Origin of the sequence: Thermosporothrix hazakensis (assembly GCF_003253565.1) — a bacterium.
In the GTDB taxonomy this organism is placed as follows: domain Bacteria; phylum Chloroflexota; class Ktedonobacteria; order Ktedonobacterales; family Ktedonobacteraceae; genus Thermosporothrix; species Thermosporothrix hazakensis.
The window spans coordinates 17,345-37,961 of sequence record NZ_QKUF01000042.1 but is presented as its reverse complement, the minus strand read 5'-3'; the positions used below and the strand labels follow the sequence as shown (position 1 = coordinate 37,961).

19 protein-coding genes are annotated in these 20,617 nt (G+C 52.5%); 1 reads left to right on the top strand and 18 read right to left on the bottom strand.

Annotated elements, in window-relative coordinates:
• Positions 1–1,144: 1,144 nt before the first annotated feature.
• The 9 genes from EI42_RS32925 to EI42_RS34100 all read right to left on the bottom strand — a co-directional run bounded on the left by EI42_RS32925 (position 1,145) and on the right by EI42_RS34100 (position 8,448).
• Complete coding sequence (locus EI42_RS32925) at positions 1,145–1,306, bottom strand: hypothetical protein (protein WP_170143001.1); 162 nt, start codon at positions 1,304–1,306, stop codon at positions 1,145–1,147.
• The gene (locus EI42_RS29155) at positions 1,293–1,628 is read right to left on the bottom strand and encodes a GNAT family N-acetyltransferase (protein WP_170143000.1); all 336 of its coding nucleotides are present in this window, start codon (positions 1,626–1,628) and stop codon (positions 1,293–1,295) included. Before EI42_RS29155 ends, EI42_RS32925 begins: the two co-directional genes overlap by 14 nt.
• Positions 1,629–1,896: 268 nt before the next feature.
• Complete coding sequence (locus EI42_RS33575; protein ID WP_211326402.1) at positions 1,897–2,058, bottom strand: hypothetical protein; 162 nt, start codon at positions 2,056–2,058, stop codon at positions 1,897–1,899.
• Positions 2,059–2,410: 352 nt separating this feature from the next.
• Positions 2,411–2,593 carry a hypothetical protein gene (locus EI42_RS35050; protein ID WP_371860030.1) on the bottom strand — a complete coding sequence of 61 codons (183 nt, stop codon included), beginning with the start codon at positions 2,591–2,593 and terminating at the stop codon, positions 2,411–2,413.
• Positions 2,594–3,105: 512 nt separating this feature from the next.
• Positions 3,106–3,408 carry a transposase gene (locus tag EI42_RS29145; RefSeq protein WP_246046561.1) on the bottom strand — a complete coding sequence of 101 codons (303 nt, stop codon included), beginning with the start codon at positions 3,406–3,408 and terminating at the stop codon, positions 3,106–3,108.
• The gene (locus EI42_RS29140; RefSeq protein WP_111326154.1) at positions 3,309–4,025 is read right to left on the bottom strand and encodes a helix-turn-helix domain-containing protein; all 717 of its coding nucleotides are present in this window, start codon (positions 4,023–4,025) and stop codon (positions 3,309–3,311) included. Before EI42_RS29140 ends, EI42_RS29145 begins: the two co-directional genes overlap by 100 nt.
• Entirely contained in the window at positions 4,022–5,062 is a 1,041-nt protein-coding gene (locus tag EI42_RS29135; RefSeq protein ID WP_111326153.1) for a Sec62 family protein translocation protein, read from the bottom strand. The genes EI42_RS29140 and EI42_RS29135 overlap by 4 nt, the downstream gene beginning before the upstream one ends.
• Before the next feature lie 204 nt (positions 5,063–5,266).
• Positions 5,267–7,135, bottom strand: a complete 1,869-nt coding sequence (locus EI42_RS29130; protein ID WP_170142999.1) for a LuxR C-terminal-related transcriptional regulator — start codon at positions 7,133–7,135, stop codon at positions 5,267–5,269.
• Positions 7,120–8,448 carry a MalT transcriptional regulator family protein gene (locus tag EI42_RS34100; RefSeq protein WP_170142998.1) on the bottom strand — a complete coding sequence of 443 codons (1,329 nt, stop codon included), beginning with the start codon at positions 8,446–8,448 and terminating at the stop codon, positions 7,120–7,122. Before EI42_RS34100 ends, EI42_RS29130 begins: the two co-directional genes overlap by 16 nt.
• A 353-nt stretch (positions 8,449–8,801) precedes the next feature.
• Between EI42_RS34100 and EI42_RS33570 the strand changes: the two genes are divergently transcribed.
• Entirely contained in the window at positions 8,802–8,948 is a 147-nt protein-coding gene (locus EI42_RS33570) for a hypothetical protein (RefSeq protein WP_211326401.1), read from the top strand.
• A gap of 81 nt (positions 8,949–9,029) precedes the next feature.
• Here EI42_RS33570 and EI42_RS29125 read toward each other — a convergent pair whose 3' ends face one another.
• The 9 genes from EI42_RS29125 to EI42_RS29085 form a co-directional block, all read right to left on the bottom strand.
• Positions 9,030–9,347 (bottom strand): hypothetical protein, encoded by a 318-nt coding sequence (locus EI42_RS29125; RefSeq protein ID WP_111326151.1) that lies wholly within the window; start codon positions 9,345–9,347, stop codon positions 9,030–9,032.
• 13 nt (positions 9,348–9,360) lie between these two features.
• Positions 9,361–9,687 carry a hypothetical protein gene (locus tag EI42_RS29120; RefSeq protein WP_111326150.1) on the bottom strand — a complete coding sequence of 109 codons (327 nt, stop codon included), beginning with the start codon at positions 9,685–9,687 and terminating at the stop codon, positions 9,361–9,363.
• Between the two features lie 1,129 nt (positions 9,688–10,816).
• A complete protein-coding gene (locus tag EI42_RS29115; protein WP_137686454.1) occupies positions 10,817–14,116 on the bottom strand; it encodes an NACHT domain-containing protein in 3,300 nt (1,099 codons plus the stop codon).
• A 223-nt stretch (positions 14,117–14,339) separates the two neighbouring features.
• Complete coding sequence (locus EI42_RS29110; RefSeq protein WP_170142997.1) at positions 14,340–14,900, bottom strand: integrase core domain-containing protein; 561 nt, start codon at positions 14,898–14,900, stop codon at positions 14,340–14,342.
• Between the two features lie 254 nt (positions 14,901–15,154).
• Complete coding sequence (locus EI42_RS29105; RefSeq protein WP_111326147.1) at positions 15,155–15,346, bottom strand: hypothetical protein; 192 nt, start codon at positions 15,344–15,346, stop codon at positions 15,155–15,157.
• A gap of 75 nt (positions 15,347–15,421) precedes the next feature.
• A complete protein-coding gene (locus EI42_RS29100; RefSeq protein WP_111326146.1) occupies positions 15,422–15,733 on the bottom strand; it encodes a hypothetical protein in 312 nt (103 codons plus the stop codon).
• Positions 15,734–15,841: 108 nt separating this feature from the next.
• Positions 15,842–16,228 (bottom strand): RHS repeat-associated core domain-containing protein, encoded by a 387-nt coding sequence (locus EI42_RS29095; RefSeq protein WP_211326400.1) that lies wholly within the window; start codon positions 16,226–16,228, stop codon positions 15,842–15,844.
• Positions 16,229–16,364: 136 nt separating this feature from the next.
• A complete protein-coding gene (locus EI42_RS29090; RefSeq protein ID WP_111326144.1) occupies positions 16,365–16,652 on the bottom strand; it encodes a hypothetical protein in 288 nt (95 codons plus the stop codon).
• A 98-nt stretch (positions 16,653–16,750) separates the two neighbouring features.
• The gene (locus EI42_RS29085; RefSeq protein WP_170142996.1) at positions 16,751–20,197 is read right to left on the bottom strand and encodes an RHS repeat domain-containing protein; all 3,447 of its coding nucleotides are present in this window, start codon (positions 20,195–20,197) and stop codon (positions 16,751–16,753) included.
• Positions 20,198–20,617 lie beyond the last annotated feature (420 nt).

Sequence of the window (20,617 nt, the reverse complement as noted above, 5' to 3'; positions counted from 1 at the left end):
ACGCACCGGCACCGCCTCCCTCTCGTCACGCTCATCCTCTCCAGCACATACACCCCGCTTCTCTGCTGCGTCCGCTTCCCCCTTCCTCTTCCTGACCTCTCCCTCCTCTGCCGCAATGAGAGAGACCCACACCCGGAAAACCACCTGGCAGAGCGCCTGCTCCTCGTTCGCCACACATCCGCCTGGGCTCCCCTCCTCCCCCCAACAGAGCCAGGTCGCTTCCACCGCAGCCACACCCACAGGGGCAACACCACAGGCCCCACTTCACACAGCTCCCTATGCGTGCTGACGCGACCACAGCACCATGTCAACATACTGGAGGAGGAACAACAGCGCACGTGAGGGAATGGAGGCAACAAGCAGCCGAAGTGAGCAACATGGACACCCGAAAACACGCGTCATGCGTGACTAAAGAGCACCATCTCAGGAAAGAGCCCGAAAGATACAACCGCCCACCACCCACAACACCCCTATCTACTCACTACCACAAGGCAGGGAACTTGCAGAAGTTCCCGAGTAACATAAAAGAAACCGTTACAACAATACAAACTTATCGGAAGTCGAAGTTCCTTTTACTACAATATTACACGCCAATGTTTCTTTGAAACATGTTCTCCAGTTGTCAAGATGATAGTCTTTAATAAAAGAAAAAGGGGAGCCCTCTGACCCTCCCATTGCAGCTTGTCTTGTGCTTCGATCTCTCCTCACCGTCGTGCCGGGGACACAGTATCCCGCTGTTTCTAACGCAATGCAAGCACCCGTCCTCAGTTCTCCTCTGATGACAGAGCAAACACCAGCCGCTTTTCTCTTTCGCTCAGAAGGACAATCACCCTCTCTCACTCTGAACAAGGACCATCAAACGATACCAAGCCCTCTTGTCTATGGAATAGACCCCTTGGGGATAACATCAGTGTTTCTTCCCACTCCTCTCCTCAGACAGCGAGTGAGAAGAAACACTGCTTGTGCAGAGAGAGCTCTTCTCTGGATCATAGAGGCTCTCGTTGCGATCTTCCATTGACACGCTAACAAGCCTTTCACCAGCCACAACGTGCTCATCTAGTCTCTGGAGCAGGGCAGCAACAAACGCACACAATTGGTGCAGCGTCTCCTCGTCCTGCAAATTGCCCTGCTCGTCAAACTTCTCTCAACTTTTGGCAATGGAGACTTCCGGTTGCTCAAGCACTGTGACCCCAAAGCGACTGAGAATCAAGCGCAAATGGGTCTGCGCACTTGCCGTCCCCTCTTCATGCCACCATAACGCTTGAAGTGCAGGAACACCTTCGCTTACCGGACTATGTGTAATCAAGCATCTCGCTCGAAAGCTCCTTGAGCAACACCATAACCTGTGCAGTACCAAAAGCGTTTGGTCGATAACCAAAGCGTGGGTAATAGCTGGCATGTCCGAGGAGTATGCTTACCAGATGCTCTTTCGCAGCCAAGAGCTTGTAGCCCTCGGCAATAAGCTGACCCTCAACACCTCGACCTTGATATGCAGGATCAACAGCCGCAGTGCAAATTTGACCGTGGGAACCACCTGGACCAAGCAAGGGCATTTGATAAGGAGAAAACAGGGCATGTCCGATCACCTGGCCATCAAATTTCAGCAGTAAGCAAGAGTTCTGGATCAAATGCCCGATGCTGGCGCAGCAACGTGACGATAATAGCCTCCGTGGTACGGTTGCAAAAAACGCGTACATAAAGCTCGCCAATAGCAGCATAATGAGATCATCTCCGACCGAATAATCATTCTTGTCTTCTCCTTTTTCGCTTCTTCTTTCAGAAGTATATTACAGGTATCAGTATAGCAGCACAACCAACTAGCAAAGGTTGCTTCTCAAGCACACCCTCTATACGCTGTATATACCAGCACTGATACCTGTCAATAAGATATCCTTTTTACCCAACTACCGGAATTGATTGCACCGCAGGGATCACCTCAGTTGCCAGCAGTTCCAGAGTTTCGGGATTATACGCATCCGGCAGACTGAAAATGGCATGTCTTATTCCTAGCTCTGCTAGTTCCGAGAAGTAGTCTCTAGCTGCGGTAGGAGAAAGCATACCGTTATGGCCGTCGCTCGTTACTTAAAGCTGGAGACAGTAGGCAGTCTTCTCAATCCTGCTTGCTCATAAGGGCGTCCAATTGCTTCACAATGCTCGCGCAATCTTCTCAATTTGCACCTCAGCACATCTTTACCCTCATTGGCAAAGAGATTGCAGGCATCACCAGAACGTGCACTCAATAGCAGTGTGTCTTTCGCTCTCCTCCGCCCACAATTAGAATAGGAGGAGGCGGCCCCTCCAGTGCCTGGGGCGAGTTCAAGAGCCGCTCCAGTTGATAATACTTCCCCTCAAAAGGCGTATCCTCCCCTCTCACATCTGAAGAGCAGTCTGCAGCGTTTCCTCCAGTCGCTCATAGCGCTCCTTCAAAGGTGGAAAGGGGAGACCACAAGCGGGGGTTTTCTTCTACAAACCAGGCAGCCCCAACACTGAAATACGTTCGGCCTTGTGAAAGAACATCCAGCATGGTCGCTGTCTTCACCAACAGACTAGGATGACGGAATGTCACAGCACTCACAAGTACACCAAGCTTGATACGATTGGTGCGTGCGGCAGCAAAGGACAGAGCATTCCATCCTTCAAGGATGGCCTGTTCTATCGGCCCTCGGTAGGAGGCGAAAGAACATGGTCCATTGTCCAGAGACTATAAAAATCTGCACGTTCAGCCTGCTCAGCTACCCGAGCAAATGTTGCCCCCAGGTACCCCAGCCCACCCGACCAGGAAGATGCATTAAAACTTATATTTCTCCCTTTCCATCATACTCTTTTTTCTGGATAATAGATTACGGTGCAATTTAAATCGGATTGTCAAGAAGAAACCGGGGCGCGAGCAAAATGCGGGCCACCGGAATTCCCTTCCAACCGGGACCATATTATAAATGGTGCGGTTTCTTGTGCTGCGTGCACAGCAAGCACGGCGGAGAAGCGGAACCAGGTAGGATGCACAAGAGCAGGGAAGACAGAAATAAACAAGGAGAAAGAGGAAGGGCAAGCATCCAAGTGTCTCAGCTCCCATGAGGCCCCAGCTTGCCCTGCATGTATGGTGGACTAGGCGCGGGTTGCCTGCTGCTGGCGTTGGCACAGCCGACGGGCCTGAGCCACAGGAAAAACCTCATAGAGAGCTGCAAGTGTGTGCGTATTGAGATTGTCTAGCACCAGGACGATCTTGTCGGCAGTGGGATAGTGCTCCTCAGCCAACCGACGGACAAACTCGGCCCATTCCTTTTTGGTTCGTTGCGGAGCCGTCATGGTCACGCGCGTGCCGACCAAGGGTTCGCAGGCCAAAAACACGTTACACACACCATGACGCTCATACTCATAATCTTCACACCAAGTTTTGCCTGGTTCCATAGGCAAGGGATCGCGGGTATCGGCCAACAGTTGGGTGTTAATCTCGTCATACACACCAGGGGACGAGCAGGGTCATGCGGGCGAGTGTAGACTTCCAACACATCTTCCATGTGATAGATGAACTCCGCATCGGGTGCGGTGGGAATGCACCATTGTTTCTTGATCCAGGGTTTGAGTTCATTGGCCAACAAGACCTGTCGCACCGTTTCGTGACTGATCGCCTCGACATAGCCCAACTCCATCAGTTGGTTGGCGAGCAAGCGCAACGTCCAGCGCACACAGCCGTCTGGGGGCGCACTGCAAGCCAGGGCAATCAAGTACGCCTCCTGGCTTCCATCCAGACGACGCGTGCGCATCGCGCTGGCTTTCGCCGGCAAGATTGCCTCCTGCACGCCTCGCTCGGCACAGCGTTTGCGCACGCGGGCCACCGTGGCCACGCTGATCTCCAGCGCTTCCCCGATCTGTGCATCGCTCCAGGCTGGTCCATGAGGGCCTTGATCGGCTTTGAGCAGAAGGCGGGCGTGGGTCAGTTCCCGCGCCGCAGCGGTTCCCGTCGAGATCATGTGCAACAACTCCTCGCGTTGTGCTGCGGTCAATTCCACCACATACTTTTTCACAGGGGTCTCCTTGAGTCGCTTCGACCGCTCTCATCGTCTTTACTCCTGGCGAGCGCGGCAGAACGGCCTTTGTGACGAATGTGCAGCGCCAGCAGGGACAACAGGATCATCATGATCAGCCCCAGTACAACGAGGCCCAGGCGCGTTGTCGTATTCTGGATATCCAGAAATCCGACCAGGGTATGCGCAAGCAGGGCGCCGCTCGCCAGCGCCAGCAAATGACGATCTCCCCAATTGCTAGCCTGCGACCAGTGGCGTACCAGTCGGGCCACCGTGATCGCCAGGAAGAGCGCGCACAGCATCGGGACCAGCACGAGTGGCCACTGCGCAAATGCTGGCTCGACGCGCCAGAGTACAATCAGCAGCGCCAGATAGCCAAAGCTGCCAATCCCGGAGACCAGAAATGGTATCCAGGGCTGCGGGGCCGCTATTTGGTTCTCGGAGGACACGGATGTCTTCGGCAGCATGCTGAGCGCGATGACTACGAGCACGAGCACAGCCAGCCCGGCGGTAGCAAGCAGAACCGGGGGAGCCCAATATCCGGGCGCTAACATGACATGGGTTGAAAACATGAGCACAAGTACGCCAATGACATAGAAGAGAGCGGTGACGAACAGGCCGAAGCGGCCCAGGTAAGGTGTGCCACGCCGGATAGACGGGAAGATCAGTTCAGTGAGCAAAATCGGAATGGCCACACTCCAGACCGCGTGTAAGACGAGCTGTAATTCGACATACACCCCATTGATGCCGAAAATACGAGCGCCCCAATGGGCGGCTCCATAGAGCGTCGGATTGAAGAAGCTTTGCAGCACAAGACCTTCCTCGACAGTGCCGTAAGCAACTCCCAGAAGCAGGATACTGCTCCAGCCGCGTCCACTGCGGCGAACCAGCTCTCGAATAAGCAGCGCACCCGCTCCATATATTGGGAGTACAAAGAGCAGTGCGCTAGCTTGTGTGATCGAGACCGTACCGTAGAGCAATTCGGCTATGACTGGTGCTATTATGAGAAGAAAAAGCACAGGCAAAAAACGACGCATACAACAAATCCCTTTCAGAAAACGTTCACTTCTTTTTGCAGAAGCATGTGCTTGAGCACATGCCTGTTGAAAGTATAGTGTGCGCGTTGATGCGGGAACATCCCTCAGCCAGGTAGTTCAGCAGGGAGTGGCAACAGAGCTTCTGGGAAGCTCTCTTCTTTTTTGTGTAGCATCGCAGGCACCACGCAAACAGCACAAGGGGGGCTAAGAGAGATCGAGACGGCGCGCTGCCTCGCTGGCTTCCAGACGATTGCGCACATCCAGTTTGCGGTAGAGCTGTTTCATATGATGTTTCACGGTGTTGACTGAGATAATCAGTTCTTGCGCGATCTGCGGATTGGTGCGCCCGGCAGCGAGAAGTTTGAGCACGCGCTGTTCCTGTGGAGAAAGCGGCTCAATAAGGAGACGCTGCGGGCTGGCGAGACCTCGCGGGGCGAAGGCACGCAGGATTGTTTGCACGTAAGAGCGCAGACCTCTTTCTTGAATGGAGACAAGGAGCCGGGCCAGTGGTTCACCTTCCTCCAGGAAGAGCCGCAGAAACTTTTCGCTTTGTGCCTGGGCAAGCGCCTGTACAAGCCAGCGCTGAGCTTCCTGTTTCTGCTGTGCTGCGGCGTGGGAGAGAGAGAGTAAGAGCTGAATCTCCAGCGCATTGCGCATCTGCCACTGTGCACGAGCGACCAGCAAGCATTGCCCTAGTTGATCCTGTGCCTCGTGCACCTTGCTCTGGGTCAGTAACAGGCGCGCCCGCAGGATTGTTCTTTTCACGTGCCGTTCGCCAGTAACATCCTGCTCATGGAAATCCAGCATTTCCAGGCTGTATTGTGCGCCTTGTAGATCGCCGGTGACCAGATGAAGCCGGGCCTGCCAGATCAGTACATCAAGGGATAACCACAAGGCCCAGGACGCCTGGATGGTTTGCAGGCGAGAGAATAGTATCGCGAGCTGCTGTTGCGCAGAGACTGTTTGGCCGCGTGCATGGCTCAGCAGCGCAAGTTGGAAGGCTGCCAGGTTGCCAGACTGCTGTTCGCGCTGCTGAACCAGTTCAAGCGCTGCGTGTATGTGCTGTTCTGCTGTGGTCAGATCGTTCCATTCAAACGACAGCCAGGCCAGATCGAGCAGAGCCGCAGCAGTGTGCTCGTGGTCCTCCTGTTCGTGGGCACTGAAAACGATCTGTCGATAGTACTCGGCGGCCTGGTGCAACTCACCTCGGGCACTGCTGCTTTTTCCCAGGAGCAAGAGTACTTCGCGCGTGAAGTGCCTGTCGCCCGTGATCAGACTACACGTGTACGCCTCCTGGAGAAACTGCGGAGTTTCGCTGAAACGTCCTTCATGAACACTTTTTACCCCGAGGATGAACAGGCTGAGACCTCGCCATATCCGGATTTCTGGCCTGTTCGCCTCCCCGTGTTGCGGGCCTTGAGGAAGCCAGGTGAGTGCCTGTTGCGCGTATTGGGCCGCGCGAATAAAGGGGTCCTGCGGTAACACACTCAGCGCCCGGATGGCGTAGAGTCCGCCGAGCCAGGCCAGGTCTCTTTGCCTGTGTACCCTTTCCTCGGCAGCCTGCAAGATAGTCTCAATGCGCTCCCAGACCTCGTCGGGCAGTGCGGTGTTTTCACTTCCTTGAGGAAAGCGAAGCAGGAGCACAAAGAGCAGACTCAGTCCTGGATAGTTGCCCAGCACCGCTTCTGGAATGCGAGAGAGCCAGCGGAGCAGCGTTGGCGGGTCCCACTGGTAGCCGCCCGTTGAAGAGGAGTCAATCAGCAGGGCTGCGCGCGAAATGTCATCTGCCAGCAGCGCTGCCTCTATGGCCTCTGTCATCATGGCATGCCGCTCATACCAGAAGCTGGCGCGCCCTGAGAGTGTTCGCAGTTCTTCTGCGCTCAGGATGCGGCTGGCTTCCTGGCGGAGTGCCGCGGCCCAGAGGCCATAAAAGCGATACCACGGCCCCCGTGGGTCTGTCTCGTCCAAGAGTTCCAGGAAGAGCCCGGCTCGCTCCATAGCGGCTAAGCGAGCAGCACTGTTTGTCTGGTTGGTGACAGCGTCGCAGAGTGAACCACTCAGGTACGTGAGCATGCTCGTCTGGAGGAGAAAACGCTGCTGTGGCTCCGACTGCGCGTGCAGAATTTCGCCAACAAAGTAATCGAGCAGTGACCGGGGAAGCGCTGGAGAAGCGGTATATCCGTACATGCAGGCAGGGAGTGGAACGAGATTTCGCTTCCCCGCACTGCTTGTTGGTTTTGCCAGGCCAGGGAGAGCAGGCGCAGCCCGGCGGCCCAGCCTTCCAGAGCGCCGTCAAGCTGGGTGAGCATGGTGTCTGAGAGCGGAACTGATACGGCCTGGCACAGGAAGGTGGCGGTCTCCTCGGGCGAAAAGCGCAGATCGGCGTAGTGTAATTCTCCGAGTTCTCCCCCCGCGCGCCAGCGCAGGAGAGGGAGTGGCGGCTCTGCTTGCGTGAGCAGCAGGACATGGAAAGTGGTGGGCAGATGCTCAAGAAAGAACGTCAGCGTTTCGTGGATCGTCGGCTCTGTAATCACCTGATAATCGTCCAGTACGAGCAGCCCGGCGTGCTCCTGCTGGGCAAGATCATTGAGCAGCAGCGTCAGGACCGTTGCCAGCGACGGCGTTACAAAAGGGGATGGCGCGGAAGCGGAGAGCGAAGACAGAGCATTTTCTCCCAAGGATGGTTGCTTGCCCTGGCAGGCGGTGATAACATAGCGCCAGAAGCGCAGTACATCATTATCGCCAGCATCGAGCGAAACCCAGCCAACAGCAGGAAAGTCGTCCCTGACCTGGTTTCTAGCGAGCCATTGGGTCACGAGCGTGGTCTTGCCGAAGCCGGCGGGCGTCTGGATCAGCGTGAGTGCATGTGTGAGACTCGTTTCGAGTGAGGCAAAGAGTTCTCCACGGTCAATCAGCGGAGCTGGCAGGCGCGGCGGCTGAAGCTTGGAGACCAGCAGGAATATACCGGCTTCCGCCTTGCCCTGGTGCGTGGACGGCGCCTGTGTCGATTGGGAAAGGGCCTTTCCCTGGTTTTGTCGTGGCACCTGGTGCCGCGAGGGCGACTCATCCGCAAGCAGTGCGGCAATCTCTTCCAGGCGAGTGGTGGAGAGATCCCTGGTTCTGCCCAGATAGCGCTTGACAGTGCGCCCGTGCAGGGAACGATAGCCATACCAGTATGCATCGCCACGCTGAACGCGCTCCTTGAGGGCCGTGCAGCGCTCTCCCGCCCGGCTAGAGAAAGCAAACGAACGAATCTCTTCCAGCCAGTCGAACCAGGAGCGGCTATCAGGCGTGATCTGCTCCTGTGCGTGGGCGCAGTCAATCCAGATGGTGTATCTCTGTACTTCCGCCGACCATTGGACATGATGTGCAGCACGTCGAGGCATCTCTCCCTCTTCCTTTCAAACGAGGCAATCAGGTATTCCCCAACATTCTCTCTGGAGTGAGTATAGCACATAGGCTCATTGTTAGGGAATAAAGAAGAAATGTCCCAACCAGGACAATTGCAGAGTGGCACCCCCAACACCGCGCAACAACTCATCTATTCTTAACTTCATGCCTATAGAGTCTCGCTTCTCGTCGCTTCTTTGGGTTAATCTCAAGGATACCCCTGTGTTTTTTACTGATCAATCTTGCTTTGACAGAGCACTAGGCGGGAAACTGACATCGCGCAAGAAGATCAGTCCCCCAAACAAGAGCAAGACAAAGATAAGGAAAGCGAGTCTGATGCTCTATTAATGTGAAACAGAACAAGAATCGCTCCAGCGATCAGATACTGTTGGCAACGCTTAATCAAAACTGGGTAAAGAACTTTACTCAGGACCGTGACGCCGTCATCAATAAGAGCGCTCATCTCCTCGGGGAAATGAGCGGATCTCGCAAATGATTACAGGCCTGTGTTTCGTCGCACTCACTTATCATTCTCAGTTCATTCATGTAAATAAGCTTGAGACCATAACAGCCCCTATCAGAACTCATAATGCGGAATCCACTCAAAATCTTCAGGAGTTTCTGCTTCGTTCTCAATAATTGCTGTAAAGAGTAATCGAATAGTATTCTCTAATGCTTCTGTAACACTTGTTCCTTGTCCCTGAACCCACACGGGCTCCTTACCCTCTTCTTTGCACTTCACTTTCACCATTGGGATTCCTCGATATTTCCCATTACTTTGTCTTACAATCTTTACTTTCTCCTGCGCATATGCGAAAAGCGGGATAGACCACACAGAAAAAATTGCAACTATCTCTTCTATTTCAGAGATACCATCTATTTGAATTTTCTTCATTCTATCTCCTAGCTTAAAAATCTTCTGGAGCTGCCCACTCAAAATCTTCTGTACCCTTTGGTTGATAGCGCTTCACCATATCAACAAAATACAGCAACGTATCCTCAAGTACCTCTTCAACAGTTGAACCATGACCAACAGCCCCTTCAAAAGAATCTGGTGGATATTCACTTCTTACCAACAAATTGGTTATACCTGAGAGAACTTTATTCTGTCCCTCTATAACTTTCACCTTCATCTTCTTAATAGGAATATCAAGATCAAGATATACATCAAATATAGCTAGCACTCTCTCCAATCGAGAAAGGCCTACAATACGAATATTTTCCCATTCTTGCATCTGTTTACCTTCCTTCAAACTCACATTCTGATATATTTGTAATATATCAGAATGTGAGTTTACAAACAAGTAGATCTGTAAAAGCCCTATAGGTTATAGCAAGGGGTGCAACACTATCTTGTCGGCAAGCCGCAACAGAAACTCACACCTACACATACGTTAAGCCTCAACAAGATATCAAGCATACTGTAGATCGTTTATTGGTTGATAGATAATGCTGTGCTGTATGATGGCCACTCCTCGCAAAGTCACAACTCTATTGCATCACCCCTGCACAGTAATCCAGGAACTGACTAGAACCAATACCATTATTATATCCAGCGACCATCCCTCCCCCCTGGAGCACTGTTCTCCAGGATTGATCTCTGTTTACACTATGAGGATAAAAGCATTCCCAAGAAGTATAGTTCCACATGCTGTGGACTATCAATGCCAGAACCAAGTCGCAGAGCAGTCTACAGTTTCGGTATCAACTACCAAACACACTCTCAGATCCTGACAAGAGACCGGTCCTGTCAAGCAGAAATGATCTGGCTATCCCAACGGTCAAAGAAGCAATATTCTAAGCCCATTTTCTCACCCAATTACAAGTTCATTCCAACCTACAGCGGGAAGAGTATTGTCTCCTCTTCAAAGAAGCACACGAAATCAAGATCAGTCCAGCCAGTCTCACCTGCATAAGGAATGGGAAAAGCACTCCCTAGAAGGGACCACCGGCGCTGTAACTTCCATAATTATCACAGAGCAGATCCTTGCTGGTATGGAGCCGTTGTGCTTCTAGGAGGTGTCAGACCACAATGAGTCCCCCCTGGTGGCGTTCCCCCGTTGCCAGCCCAGACTAACCGATTCTGCGCGTCAGAACAGAAGCTTTGCACATCCAGTTGAGATTGAGTCCTTAACAAGCTCTAGCTCTACCCGATTGGTTTTACCAGCGTGACATCATCCCGGGCAATGAACGCCTGAATCTAGTTACGTTCGTTCTCCAGCAAGAGAAAAAAGGTGTATAGAACAAAGTCGTCAGAGAGAGTCATCTTCTTCACCATAGCATTCGCGCTTCTCGAAACGCGGGCGCATGAAAAGCAAACCATTGAAGCGTTGATGATACGATATCGTTTGGAAAGACGCCCTGCTACCTGTCGCTCTTCTCTGCTTCGCACACCCGCCGACAGGTGTTGCGCAACAAAGACCCGCCAAGTGCCGCCAGTCCAAACAGCGCATCCACTCGGTCAACCGCCGCACGTGGCGCCTGCTCATCACGTTCCCAACAGGCTGCAATTATCCTTTCAGCAACATGCCCCGCACCTAAAGAACCTTGCAAAAGATAATAAGAAGGAAGAAACACCTCCTCCTCATCTTCACCTATCCATCGCTGCTGCAAGTGATGCGCCACCTGCTCATACTCTCTCTGGAGAAGCATTCGTATGAGCGGCCAGAGGACCTCATCACGCTGATACCAGACAGCTTCAGCACTGAGAAGATCAGCGTGCCGAGCCAATACATATTCTGCCAGAGCCGAAAGAGAAAGAGTAGGCAGTTGCTGTATCTGCTTCTCCTTCTTAAGCAGGAAGGTTCGGAAGTATTCTTGCGCGCTTGCATCACGCATTACCGCACATGCATTGCAGAGATGAGAATAGGTCTCATGCTCTCCCTCGGTAAGCAGCATTTCACCCAGACGTTCTCCTACCATGGTTGCGTTCCGTTCTCCAAGCCTTTGTGCGGCCAGACCCCTGATCTTCTCATCGGTATCCCACAGGAATGACTCGAACAGGGCATCCTGTTGCGGACCTTGTTTTATCAAGCATTGGGTGGCACACTGTCTTATCTCCTGCTCCTCCGTCTCGTCATCTACAAGACGAAGAAGATAGTCCCAACTTCGTTCTCCAGCATGTCTCCAGAATAAGACAAGGGCCATCTCTCGAATGCGCACATCTTCGTCCCGCTCCAGAAACAGAGGAAGAAGCCGCTCCTCTTCCTCGATTTGAGCATGCTTTTGCAATTGATGAAGCAGCGAGATGCGCTCCCAGCGTGAGCGCGAGCGGTCCAGCAGTTGGGTCAGCAAAAGAGGTGCCTCCACCCGTTCCTTTTCTCTCGTTTGCTCAGCTTGCAGGCGTTCCTCTTCTTGCCTGAGAAACCACGCATCCAGAGCCTGCCTGATCGCTGTTTCCTTCGTCACTGCTCGCATCGCTTGAAAAATCGGACGCACAGGATAGAAGGGTTGCCATTGGAGCCAATGCAGAAAACGCAGTGCCTCTTGAATATGCTCCTCTTCTGTCTGCAACCACTCACGCACCACACGGCCGAGCCAGTGTTCTTCCCAGTCCATTTCGCGCAGAAGCACCGGAAGCAATGACGGCTTGCGCCAGAGCAAAGGCCAGAGCTCCTCTGGCAACGACGCTGTCCGCTTGCATAGACGCACAGTCGCCCAGAGAAGCACTTCGTCCAGTAAAGGGAATGCGGGCAAGCGCGTCTCTGGATGGAGCCACCACTGCACCAATCTCCCGACATCTTGTGCATCCCAGAGCGGGCAAGCAGGTAGTTCCTTTGCAGCCTGAGCACGGCGCTGTAAGAGCTGGTTTACTTGCGCATCGGCCTCCCGAACCCGAAACAGACCGATAATCCAGAGCGCCCAACCACACAGAGGTATTTCTACTTCCCCCTGTCGCAAAATGGCCCGGCTCAGCACAATCGCCCTCTGCATATCCAATTGCACACAGCTCAGAAGAGCAGCACAGCGCATTTCCACAGAGGCATGCGCCCACCGTCCCAGAGCAATGCGTTCCAGCAGAGAGAGATCATGTGCCTTCCCGACTATCCCAAGTGCCAGCAGTGAAGCACACAATTGAGATGGCGAAACGACCCCCTCTTGAAGCTCTTGAAGCGCACGCGCACGTACGATATGACCGAAGCATTGTTTCATCAAGGCATAGGCCTGGCGTCGCTCATTCCGAGACCCGACATCCAGTTGAAGCAGCGCCTCACAAACTCGTTGAGCAAGTTGCACAGGAAGCTGCAAGCCTGCTCGACTCAGCTCTTGACAGATTCGTACAAACAAAAGCAAGCTCGCAGTATCTTGAGGGAGCACAGGGCACTGTTCCTCGATCCACCGCAAAACCGCTGGTGCGGCATCACCTGCCAGCAAAATGAACGCCTCTTGCCATGCGGGATGATATCGCTTGTCAGAAAAAAAGATATCACTCCAGAGCCACTGTTGTCTCTTTAAGAGACGCGCAACGCACAGGCAAGGCACAAGCGGGGACGCCCAGGAATACCATTGTTTCCCCGGTACGCGTTGGGCAGCAAGAGCGTCACAAGCATGGAGCAGATGATTGGCTTCCAGACGCGCGAATAAATGCTCTGCTCTCAGCTTGCCCATCCGCTGCCTGAGCACAATGAGGATTTCTTCTCGTGACAGGATATGCCGCCATGGCTCTTCACTAGCAGTCGCACACGACCAGGCAAGCAGCTCAAGCGCATCCCAGACATCTTCGTCATTCAAATCCGGCTCCGCACCCTGCATCAGGCTCCAGGAGTAGCCTTCAAAGAGGGTATGCGGAAACCGTTGATGCGCCTCAAAAAAAGCACTCCACCAACGGAGCACCAACGGTAGCCCCACCAGATCGCTCCATTGCTCATCATTCTCAAGCACGGTGCTCAGTGCTTCCACAAGCTGAGGAGAGGGGGCAAAGTGCTGCAAGAGAGCCTGTCGTTGCTGTTCAGGTGTCCAGGCGAGCAACTCAAAAGACGCAGCCTGCCGCAGAGAAAGTTCAGGAACAGCATCCGGCCTTACCGCAAGGATCAGCTGAGCATGGGGCAATGCCTCACACCAGAGCAGCGCCTTCCGGATAGCCTCTCGCTGACAAGATCGAACCTGTTCATATCCATCGAGGAGAAAGAGGGTCGGTCGGGTTTGTATCCACTTCTCAAACCAATCCACCCGCTCATGTGGAAAAAGTAAGCGCTTCACAGCAAATAACACGTTCCCCCCACAGAGATCAAGCACCTCGGCTAGCTCTCCCAGGTGCAGCCAAACAGGGAGAATGAAGCGCTCTTCTTCTCGTCCTTCAGCAAGGTCCTGTTGCATTCGCCGACAAGCCCGCGCACATTCACGAGAGAGAAGCCAGCTCTTCCCGGCACCGTGTTTCCCGATCAGAACGATACGTGAAAAGCGCTCTCGCACTTCCTCCCAGGACAGCGGAACGGTCGTCAGGCGCTCATACTTCTCTTTGGCGAGCCGGAAATGACCTTGAAGATCCATCTGCCAGCCAGGGAGCAAAAACAGATCACAATACATCAGCGGAGCGCGTTCCATACTATCAGGGAACGGAGAGAACAGACAGGCATGCGTATACCTGCCTACATGTTCATCTGGCTGATAGTGAGCACACAACCTCATCAGTTTTTCTTCATCTACCGCCTGACGAACATCCATAGCATTCCCCTCACAGACGCGAGAGAGATGTTCAATATAGTCCTGTAGATGCTGCAATAGTGTATTCCTCCTACGCGCGTGCACTTCTCCCTACCTCTCTTCTCAACATTCCTCTCCAAAGGTAAGAGAGTTCTTTTTTCACTCCCTTATCCTCCCTTCTCTCCTCATTGAAATCTAGAGGTGAACGTAATCCGTTTTCATGCAGACCCCAAAGAGGGGAAGATCAGGTCATGAATGCCTCAAGTTGAGCGGGGGTAAGATACCCCAAAGCGGATTGGCGACGATGGTGCAGGTAAAATCCTTCGACAGAGGAAAAAATCGTCTGTCGTACCTGCTTTTTGCTCATCAAGGCTTCTCGATAGAGACACTCCTTCTTGAGGGTGGCCCAAAACGATTCTATGAAAGGGTTGACATACAGGGCAATACCAGTAAGGATACTGAACCATGCTAGTGCCAGGCAGGCGATACGGAGACTATGACTGAGAGACACTGGTGGGAATTGAGCCACTTGCCACGCGGTCAGTCGATGTACAAGAAACAGCACAAGAAAGAGGAAACAGAGCCATTCCCTGCTTGGATATATGAAGAGGACAACCAGGAAAGCGACGTGGACAACCAGCAGGACAAGCTGGAGAAGAAGCGGTACCCAGAAAAGCGTTCTTCTTCTCCCTTGTACGTGTTCTCCCCTCTCTTTCACGAGTATATAGATCATACCCCCGATGCCCACTAAAAGAAACACCAGACTGAGCACCAGACAGACCGAAAAAAGGATTGCTTCACTCAACCTTTTCCTTCCTTTCTCGCTACGAGTGTCTCCGACAACCGCTGCGCCAATGAACACAGAAAGGCACAAGCATGGTACGACGCACCGATCACTTCCTGCTTGACGGCTTTTTGTCTGCTCGCCATACACCCGCAGCGGAGCTGCCCGAGAGAGGAACAGCGCATGCGAGGTCTCCCTGGCCAATCGCGGCATTACAAGGGAACGCAAGCAGCAGTACCTGTTGCAGGCACTGCGCGTGCAGATCTTGACGCCTCCTAAGCCGCACTATCGACTTGATCGTTCCCGAAGTGCCGCCAGCCGAGCAGCAGACGTGTGCAAGCCGACGACAACAGATGGAGCCAGTGCTCACGAACTGCACACGTTTTTCCGACTCCAATAGGAGCGACCGGCCTGGCATGCAGACCGGCAATCAAGATGGCGCCCCCTTCGCCTGTCTCTGGCTTCATACCCAGCCTGATCGTTCCTTGCTGACCTTCACAATCTGCTTGTCTAAGATTCCCTTTTTGTTCTGCATTAAGTGTTTAAGAAAGGGAAATAATATATCCTATAATAGCTACAATAAAATATAGACAAAAAGTAATTACTAAAACTCCTCCCACCCAAACCAGCGTTTGTTTATACCAGAAAATAGGTTCTCCCTTCTCTTGCCTCTCCTTTCTTGAAAGATAGGCAGCATAGAGGAATTGGCATCCAAGTAAAGCAGAAGCCACACTACCAAAGAAACGAAGTATATGTAATGTCCTATCAAAAAAAACAGAAAACAAGGCAACGATACAAGCAACAAGGAAACAAATAAAAATAAACAACTGTATGCTTGTAGGTTTTTTATTCATATAACATTCCTCTCTCTCTCACAAGCTGTATCTCCACTCCAGCTCTTGTTTACTTGTTTCCTGAAAAGGAGACGAAATTATCTCCTTTTCAGGAAAACTAAAACTTCCTCATTCATTGAGACAATCCCGAAGGTCCCTTACACCCTGCACAAGGATCAAAGCCTGAACAGTTAGAAAGACACCCAATCCAAGCGCAAAACCAAAGGGCATGGCTACCATTACCGGTACTAGAGCGGTCATAGTAGGCACTCCTAACACTGAGATAAGTCCAGCAGCCGATTCAAACAGCTCAAATCCGGTCTTAAGTGCACAAAGCGCATCCGCCATTCCACTAGAATCAACCCGGTTCACTGGATCATTGCTGGCATACAGGTACCGATTGGCCGAGTTGAGATTGCCCAGGCTGCCCCCAACAGGATCCTGCTGCGTCCAGCGACCCAGTTGCGGATCGTAGTAGCGAATATCAAACAGGATGCCCATGGCTGATTTACTCACTGTGGCTCTCTCGATGCCCAGAGGGAACCTATTTTTACTTAATCACAACTATTTGAGGCTCGAGCATTTTGAATAGCTCACTAATATAGTATTCATGTTTTCATTCAAAAAGTATCTGCTATCTAAAATAATTCTATCATTTTATTATTAGTAAAAATAGACATAGGAAGGACAGGATGATAAAAAGAACTCCTGTATATAAAAACCATTTACTCTGGGGCCTCTTTAGATTTTCTTTTTCATTATTTTTATCCATTTTACTTAACAAAATAAGTATAATTCCTAAATCTAAAAATAGGGCAATACCTGCATACGTAAAGAAGTGCAAAGACCGGTCAAAAATAATAAAAGCAACCATTCCTATTGCTAGTACAACTGCAAGAACACTGAAAAATAAAGCAAACTTTTGTAATAATGTTTTCATTTTTAGGATCCTTTCTCATGATGTCAACGAGTTAGATTAGCAATAGATGGTGCTCTACATGAGAGTACCATCTATTTCTGTTTACCTCCACAAGTGTATTAACTGCATGCTTCTTTGATATCTGAAGCAGAGTTTGCAATCTGATAAGCAGCGAAAAATACTGCGAGAGCGAATACAATTGTTACAGCAAGAGCTGCAAAAGCAAGACCCTCTGGGCCTAGAGCTACTAGTGCTCCAGCAACTACTCCTGGACCTCCTATTGCCGAAGCAAAAGCTCCCATTAAGGTAAATATCCCTATATCCTCTAAATAGATGGATATAGAATTTAAAATGCCAGTAATAACACAGTTACCTGCTGCAAAAGCTCCAGTAGGATCAGTGGCATTGACCGGATTGCCTCCTACATACAGGTAGCGGTTAGCCGAGTTGAGATTGCCCAGGCTGCCCCCAACAGGATCCTGCTGCGTCCAGCGCCCCAGTTGCGGATCATAGTAGCGAATGCCGAACTTGTAGAGCCCGGTCTCGCTCTCAAAGGAGCCACCCGCAAACTTCCACGGGTTGTAGACCTTCTCGCTCCTCTGCTCTTTGATGGTTTCGCCATAGGGCGAGTAGGCATAGCTGTTCTCCAGGGACCCATCCTCTCCGGTCACCCCCACAATTGATCCCAGCCCATCAAAGAGATAGTAGTGATGGCTGTTATCGCTGGAGAAGCGGGCCCCGATCAGCTTCCCACAGCTACAGCGGGTATAGGTCACCGGCCCACTCTGCCGATACTCTTTGCCTACCCCCCAACTATTGTACAGATACGTGGTATCCGCCACCTGCACACGGGTCTCCTGAGTCGGCCCGCTATAAGTGAAGGGGGTGCTGTTGATCTGGGTGGTCTGATTGAGCGCGTTGTAGCTGAAGATACGATTCACGCCACCCTTCTCTTCTGTCAGGTTCCCATTGGCATCATAGCTGAACGTCGTGGTTTGCTTGCTGCCATCGGCGCCCTGCCGCGTCCAGTTCAACAGTTGGTTGCCTGCCCCATAGCTGAACAGGTTAGTGAAGCTGCCGCTGCTGTTGGGCAGATGGAACTGGGCTTTGGTGATGTTCCCCCCGGCGTCATAGGTATAACTAAACTCGTCTACCTGGCTATTCTGACTGGTAAAGATCTTGTCCGCCAGCAAGCGGTTGAGGCTATCATAGCTATAGCGGTGCTGGTTGCCATTAGCAAGAGTCATCGTCTGGACAAGCCCGGTGTTCTTGTTGCCCATAGTATAGGTATAGCGATAGCTGGTATAGATCTTGGTGATCGTATGGCTACCATCCATTTGCCCACCCACAATGTTTACCATGCGACCTGCCCCATCATAGCTCATGCTCATCCCGGTGCCATTGGGATAGTGGATGTACGTCTGCCGATTGGCATTGTCATAGCCGTAGACCGTGCGGAGACCACCCGGCTCCGTCACCGAAGTGACCAGGTTGACCTCGTTGTAGGTGTAGGTGACTGTGCCACCGGGATCTTCATAGCTGGTCAGATTGCCGATAGGATCGTAGCCGGTGGTGATCGTCTCCCCACCAGGCACCGTCTTGCTCACCAGCCGATTAAGCTTATCATAGCTGAACGTCGTGGTCCCGGTCGGATCAACGACTTTGGTCAGATTGCCGTTGGCATCATAGCTATAGCTGATCGTGGCCGCCAGGGTCCCATCACTCTTCTTGTAGGTGATCCCCGTCACCTGGTCAAGCTTATTATAGCTATAGCAAGTTTGCTGCTGCTTGGCGTCGGTGACACACTGAACCCGACTGGTAAGCAGATCCACCGTGAGCGTATAGGCTCCCAGCGGACTGGGCGGGATCATCTTGATGAGATTGCCTTTACTATCATACTCAAAGCTCGTCTTGTTGCCGTTGGCATCGGTCTGGCTCTTCACAGTCCCATTGCTGTTGTACTCAAAGGTCAGGCCAATATTGCTTGCTTTGTCTTTGGCTGAAGTGACGTTGCCATTGGCATCATACGTGTAGGTGATCACATTGCCTTGTGGGTCCGTCTGCGTCAGCGGATAATACTGGCTCTGACCACCTCCACTGGGATAGCCAAAGGTGGTGGTAACGCCGTTTTGTCCCTGGCCATTGGCCCCCTGCGTCACCGAAAGCAGGTTGTTGGTGCCAGGCGCAAACTGGAATGTCGTGAAGTTGCTCAGCGCATCTCCATAGGAGGTGACGTTATAGCTATTGGCATCATATGCCTTCGAGGTACTATGACCCAGCGCGTCGGTGGTTTTCGTCACCTGCAACTGCTCATTGTAGGTATATACCGTCTGGTGCCCGTTCTGGTCAGTCAGAGTCGTTTGCAGATCTCCATACTCGTATTTGAAGAAGTTGCCATTGGCATCGATGACCTTGAGCACTTTATCTCCTGTGTACTCGATACGGGTGGTGTTCCCACGAGGATCGGTGATGCTGGTCAGCAAGAGGCCCTCATAGCCAAAACGCGTCGTTTGGCCCTCCGCATCCGTGATCGCGGTTAACCAGACCGAGGATGACACCCCTGCCGCCCGCGCTTTCTGCTGCAACGTCGGCGTCCCCGAGCTGTACTCATATGTGACAGTACGCCCCGCCGGATCCGTCAGTTTCACGATCTGCGTGGCCGTATCCGTTTCCCCATGTTGCTCATTATGCTCAAAACGAAAGACACGCTGCTGCGTATCGGTCAGCGAGACCAAATTGCCCCATTCGTTGGGATCATACTGAGAGGAAATGGTGTTGCCGTTCTTGTCTACCATCGAGGTGAGACGACCACCGGCATCGAACTGCAATTTCCCACCGGTATGATGGAACGAGAGGGTATAGCTACCATCCGCGTTCTTCGTCAGTGTCGCATCCAGCGCGGGAGGATCGGTATACGCCTTCTTGGTGCTATCATAGGCGAAGAAAGCTCCCACGCCGCTTGGCCCACGATAATAGATGCCCTGCTCGGGATTCTCACTGTACAGGGAAATATCATGTCCAAAGGAGAAGATCCAGTTGACGCCATGATCGCGTAACTCGTTGGCCTGCGAATTATAGGAGCTCTCAAGGGTCGCATCCAGCCCTGTCCCACGCACATGCAGATCGGACGTGTGTACGAGCAGATTCCCGTTGGCAACATTGACCTTCAACTCCATGCGATTGTTGAGGGTCAGAGTATTGAAGGTGTAGAACGAGAGATCGCCGAAGCCGTCGAAGGGCTGAGCAGCAGAGAGTTTCTCGACTGCCGCGGGGCGGGGGGGCAGCTTGGTGGGGCCTTTGGCCGTGGGCTGCTGCGGAGCCGCCGGAGCCTGTCGTGTGGGCGCGCCGATCGACTGAGTCTGGTGGGTGGCTGTTTCCCGAGCTTGCTGTGCAGCGGAGGCGGTGGGAACGGTGAGTAAGGCCCAGTCGGCGAGAACGGCCAGCGTACAGAGGAAAAGGGCCAGGATAACACGGAGTCCCCAGTGCAGCGTCCCGCTCGGCAGCCGGAGCGAGCGCAGGGAACTCATTCGTTCAGAAGCAGGAGAAGAGGTGTCATTGTCCTGCATAGCGAATCCTTTCATGAAACACATCACAAACAGAGTCGGACACAAAGGGGGAACACATCAGCTGACCTCCCACACGATCCTTGTGTGGTCCATCGAAGTCATGCGGATGCAGGTGCGCCACAGGGAGTACCTGTATGAATGGCTTCCCCAAACCATTCTGCATTTTCCTCATAGAAGGAGGGATAGCCTCCTTCCAAGGCAATAACTGAAAAGGAGTGGAACGAACGAATAGTTCGACTGATGTATATCAGACATCACATTACAAAGTATATGCAGAGGGTATTGCTGATTTCAAGTGAAAAACAGGCATAAATCCCCTGAACAGCAATAGTTTCGGCGAAGAACGAAACAGGGATTTCTTTCTTGATGAGGGAATACCAGGTCGTGCCAGCCGCCCCGGTGGAGGGGGGATCTCGCCCA

What these genes read in the sequence shown, in the direction of transcription:
- EI42_RS34100 (WP_170142998.1), bottom strand. Translation starts at nt 8,448, where the DNA reads ATGCCTCGACGTGCTGCACATCATGTCCAATGGTCGGCGGAAGTACAG.
- EI42_RS29090 (WP_111326144.1), bottom strand. Translation starts at nt 16,652, where the DNA reads ATGAAAACATTATTACAAAAGTTTGCTTTATTTTTCAGTGTTCTTGCA.
- EI42_RS29100 (WP_111326146.1), bottom strand. Translation starts at nt 15,733, where the DNA reads ATGAATAAAAAACCTACAAGCATACAGTTGTTTATTTTTATTTGTTTC.
- EI42_RS29130 (WP_170142999.1), bottom strand. Translation starts at nt 7,135, where the DNA reads ATGCTCACGTACCTGAGTGGTTCACTCTGCGACGCTGTCACCAACCAG.
- EI42_RS29085 (WP_170142996.1), bottom strand. Translation starts at nt 20,197, where the DNA reads ATGCAGGACAATGACACCTCTTCTCCTGCTTCTGAACGAATGAGTTCC.
- EI42_RS29115 (WP_137686454.1), bottom strand. Translation starts at nt 14,116, where the DNA reads ATGGATGTTCGTCAGGCGGTAGATGAAGAAAAACTGATGAGGTTGTGT.
- EI42_RS29105 (WP_111326147.1), bottom strand. Translation starts at nt 15,346, where the DNA reads ATGAAGCCAGAGACAGGCGAAGGGGGCGCCATCTTGATTGCCGGTCTG.
- EI42_RS29120 (WP_111326150.1), bottom strand. Translation starts at nt 9,687, where the DNA reads ATGCAAGAATGGGAAAATATTCGTATTGTAGGCCTTTCTCGATTGGAG.
- EI42_RS29145 (WP_246046561.1), bottom strand. Translation starts at nt 3,408, where the DNA reads ATGGAACCAGGCAAAACTTGGTGTGAAGATTATGAGTATGAGCGTCAT.
- EI42_RS29135 (WP_111326153.1), bottom strand. Translation starts at nt 5,062, where the DNA reads ATGCGTCGTTTTTTGCCTGTGCTTTTTCTTCTCATAATAGCACCAGTC.
- EI42_RS29125 (WP_111326151.1), bottom strand. Translation starts at nt 9,347, where the DNA reads ATGAAGAAAATTCAAATAGATGGTATCTCTGAAATAGAAGAGATAGTT.
- EI42_RS33575 (WP_211326402.1), bottom strand. Translation starts at nt 2,058, where the DNA reads ATGCTTTCTCCTACCGCAGCTAGAGACTACTTCTCGGAACTAGCAGAG.